This window comes from uncultured Campylobacter sp. (assembly GCF_905371695.1).
In the GTDB taxonomy this organism is placed as follows: domain Bacteria; phylum Campylobacterota; class Campylobacteria; order Campylobacterales; family Campylobacteraceae; genus Campylobacter_A.
On sequence record NZ_CAJPMA010000130.1, the window covers coordinates 1 to 3169 of the forward strand.

Consider the following 3169-nt stretch of genomic DNA (forward strand, 5'->3'; position numbering starts at 1 on the left):
TTCGGTAAATTTTTAAATCCTTTAAAATTTTACTTAAATTTTAGATATAATTTTGGCAAATAATCTTTAAAAGGATAAAACATGCAAATTCCTATTCACTACGGCAAAGAGGATATCATCGATCTAAATGTTCCGCAGAAAAATTTATTAGGCGTTTTTAACCCCAACCCCGTGGCTAAATTTGACGAAACGGCGCTCATCGCAAAGGCTCTCGCAAATCCGATAAATCAAAAAAGCTTTGACGAGTTTATAGCAGGCGACGAAAAGATCGTAATCATCGTAAACGACGGCACGAGACCTACGCCGACGGCCAAAGTTTTAAAGCAAATTTACCCAAAAATCCGCGAGAAAAATAAAACCTTCATCATCGCCACGGGCTGCCACAGAGAGGGCACGCTAGAAGAGTACGAGATGATTTTCGGCAAAGAAATTTATGCCGAGCTTAACGCCAAAGGCGAAGTATGCGACCATGACTCTAAAAAAGACGAGATGAGCTATCTGGGCGAGTCCAAAAACGGCACGCAGATGTATCTAAACAAAATCGTAGCGGAAGCCAAAAAGGTAATCGTCATCGGCTCGGTCGAGCCGCATTATTTCGCGGGCTACACTGGCGGACGAAAGGCGTTTTTACCAGGCGTCGCTAAATACGAAACCATCGAGCAAAACCACAAACTAGCCCTTAGCGCCGACGCTCAGGCGCTGCGCTTAGAGGGCAATCCCGTGCATGAGGATATGATCGACGCGATGAAAGTTCTTGCGCATATCGACGTTTTTTCGATCCAGACGGTGCTTGATAGCGAGCACGGCGTGTATTACGCAAGCGCCGGCGACCTCAACGACAGCTTTTACGACTGTGTAAAAAAGGCCGACGAGGTATTTTGCGTAAATATCCCGCGCAAGGCAGATATCGTGATCTCGGTCGCGCCCTACCCTATGGATGTCGATCTTTATCAGGCGCAAAAAGCCCTAGATAACGGCAAACTGGCGCTTGCTAAGGACGGGATTTTAATAATGGTCGCAAAGTGCCGCACAGGCATCGGTCCAAAGCCGTTTTTTAACCTAATGGTGTCCGCGCCGACTCCGCAAGAAGTGCTGGAAAAAATTTCAAACGAATTTCACCTAGGCTATCACAAGGCCGCTAAAATGGCCGAAATCTCGCTCTGGGCGCAGACCTGGGCGGTGAGCGAGCTTAGCGACGACGAGATGCGAGCCGTACACCTAAAACCGTATCATGATTTGCAAAAGGCCCTAGACGACGCGCTCGCGCAAAAGGGCGCGGACGCCGGGATCATCATCCTGCCGTTTGGCTCGATGACGGTGCCTAAGGTTTAAGTTTGGCGAAATTTCTTTACTACGATGCAAGTGCGGGCATCAGCGGCGATATGAATTTAGGCGCGCTGGTGGATCTGGGTGCGGATTTTAGCTATCTTTGCGCCCAGCTTGCTAAGCTAAATTTAGCTAGCGAGTTTTACCTACGCAAGTACAAAGCGCTAAAATGCGGTATCTCCGCAACCAAAATAGACGTCGTTTGCGCGGCAAATCTGAGTCAGCTTCCGCTTGGCCTCTTGGGTGCTAAATTTAGCCCGCGTCAAAATTTAAACGGCAAAATTCACGGCGCCGAATTTAGAGCGGATAAGCCCGCCCAAAACCGCCCGCATCCGCGAAATTTCGCGCAAATTTTAGAGCTTATCGAGAGCTCTAGCCTAAGCGCTTTCGTAAAAAAAACGGCAAGCGAAATTTTTAGCGTTATCGCGCGAGCCGAGGCTAAAATCCACGGCACTAGCGTAGAGCAAGTACATTTTCACGAAGTGGGCGCCGTAGACAGCATCGCAGACGTAGTGGGCGCGGCTATTTGCTTGGAGGCCTTGGGCGCGCCGCAAATTTTTGCTTCGCCTATCGAGCTTGGCGGCGGTTTTGCGCATTGCGCTCACGGCAGGCTAGCCGTACCGGCACCCGCCGTTTGCGAAATTTTAAAAGGCGCGCAAGTAAGCCTAGGGCGGGCAAATTTCGAGACGACTACGCCCACGGGAGCGGCGATTTTAAAGGCCTGCGCGCTAAATTTAAGAGAGCAAGACCGTCGCGAACCGCCGAGAAATTTTAAAATTTTAAGCACGGGCTACGGCGCGGGCGATAAAGAGGCCGCGGATTTTGCCAACGCGCTTCGCGTAATGCTTTGCGAAACGAGCGAGGATTTAGGCGCGAGCGGCGAGCCGAATTTAAGCGCGAAAAGCGGCTACGGCGAGGTTTGCGAGCAAATTTTAATCTCCACCAATATCGACGATATGGACGCCGAGAGCTTTGCCTTTGCGTGCGATATTTTGCGAGATAGCGGCGCGCTGGACGTGTTTAGCAGGTCTATTTTTATGAAAAAAGGACGCGCGGGTTTTGAGCTAAACGCGCTGTGCCGCAAGAAGGACGCCGCGCGGATAAAGGGGCTTATTTTCGCGCATACGACGGCGATCGGAGTTAGAGAGTGCGCCGTGAGGAAAACCGAGCTTACGCGCGAGTTTTGCGAGGTAGAGACTAAATACGGCAAAATAAGGCTTAAAATTTCTCGCGGCCGAGCTTGCGGTTTTAACGCCGAGCAAAATTTGACGGATGAAAATTTAGCCCGAAATTACCCCGAAATTTTAAAAATCAAGCCCGAATTCGAGGACTGCAAAAAAGCCGCGCAGAGATTTCAAACGACGATCAGCGAGGTTAGAAACGAGACTTTAAAAAAATATGACGAAACTAGAAATTCTAAAAAATGATATAAAAAAGCTGGAAAATTTAGCCGTAGCGTTTAGCGGCGGCGTGGATAGCTCGCTACTGTTGCGCGTTGCCGCCGATACGCTAGGCCAGCGCGCGGTGGCGATCACGCTAAAATCGCCCTATATGTCGGGGCGCGAGATAAAAGAGGCGGTGGAATTTACCCGTACTTACGGCATCAGGCACGAAATTTTAGAGCTAGAAGCGCCCGAAGCGGTAAAAAATAATCCGCAAGATCGCTGCTACGTCTGCAAAAAGGCGGTTTTTACGCGGCTAATCGAGCTAGCAAAACATCTAGGCTTTACAAACGTCGCCGACGGCACGAACCTAGACGATCTTGGCGAATACCGCCCCGGGCTTAAAGCAAAAGACGAGCTTGGCGTACTTTCGCCGCTTAAAGGCCTCAAAAAATCAGAGA

The 3169-nt window shown here is 49.8% G+C and carries 3 protein-coding genes; all 3 read left to right on the plus strand.

Going from position 1 to position 3169, the window contains the following annotated elements; all coding sequences use genetic code 11:
- The first annotated feature begins 81 nt into the window (after window positions 1-81).
- Window positions 82-1332: a nickel-dependent lactate racemase gene (gene larA, locus QZ147_RS08805; RefSeq protein ID WP_295149440.1), complete on the plus strand. Its 1251-nt coding sequence runs from the start codon at window positions 82-84 to the stop codon at window positions 1330-1332.
- Between the two features lie 2 nt (window positions 1333-1334).
- Window positions 1335-2753 (plus strand): nickel pincer cofactor biosynthesis protein LarC, encoded by a 1419-nt coding sequence (gene larC, locus QZ147_RS08810; RefSeq protein ID WP_295149442.1) that lies wholly within the window; start codon window positions 1335-1337, stop codon window positions 2751-2753.
- The coding region (locus QZ147_RS08815) for an asparagine synthase-related protein (protein ID WP_295149443.1) at window positions 2725-3169 on the plus strand (445 nt) is incomplete at its 3' end. The genes larC and QZ147_RS08815, both read left to right, overlap by 29 nt.